This window comes from Cronobacter sp. EKM101R (genome assembly GCF_963888145.1).
Taxonomy (GTDB): domain Bacteria; phylum Pseudomonadota; class Gammaproteobacteria; order Enterobacterales; family Enterobacteriaceae; genus Cronobacter; species Cronobacter turicensis.
Window position 1 is genome coordinate 1 of sequence record NZ_CAWPHW010000030.1, and the last position, 651, is coordinate 651.

A 651-nucleotide genomic window follows, 5' to 3' on the forward strand; every position below is an offset into this window, starting at 1 on the left:
TACCCCGATATGAGCGTCGACGGCCGTATCGGCCCGCGCACGATTAACGCGCTACAGGCTTATCTGAATAAGCGCGGAAAAGATGGCGAGCGTGTGATGCTGGTGGCGCTGAACTGCCAGCAGGGCGAGCGTTATCTGGAACTGGCCGAACAGCGACCGGCGAACGAATCCTTTGTGTACGGCTGGCTGAAAGAGCGCGTGGAGTTGTGAAGAAAAGATACCCCCGGCGACATGAAATCCGGATGTCGCTGAGGGCATGCAACTGCATCTTCGTTACCCAATTAGTGTGTTCCCCTGACATAAGCGGAACCATAAGATATTTCTGCTAACCAGTTATGATGCTGCAAAATTTTCGAAAGTCAGGTTTTAGCGTCGGGCCGGGCCGGTGCCGGAAAATGGCACCCGTGTTAGTGCTGGTGCCATTTTTACTGGCGGGCTGCGCCAGCCCGGAACAGGCGCGTCAGATATTTCAGGCTGCCGCACAGGTGTGCCGGATTGTTGAGGGCACAGGGCACTGTGACCAGCGCTGAGTGGCGGCATGACGGCAGGCTCCCGATGAAATGCCGGACTGGCGGAAAGAGATAAATCGAGGTTGGGATGATTATTACACCAGGCTGTATACAGCTCGGGAATGCGAAACCCGGTGTTCCC

At 56.1% G+C, this 651-nt stretch carries 2 protein-coding genes; both read left to right on the forward strand.

What is annotated here, in order from left to right; translation table 11 throughout:
• Positions 1 to 210 (forward strand): putative peptidoglycan-binding domain-containing protein (locus AACV31_RS15105; RefSeq protein ID WP_304505158.1); only part of this gene is annotated, 210 nt, incomplete at its 5' end.
• A 185-nt stretch (positions 211 to 395) separates the two neighbouring features.
• Positions 396 to 530, forward strand: coding sequence for a hypothetical protein (locus tag AACV31_RS15110; protein WP_255491452.1), 135 nt, complete (start codon positions 396 to 398; stop codon positions 528 to 530).
• Positions 531 to 651 lie beyond the last annotated feature (121 nt).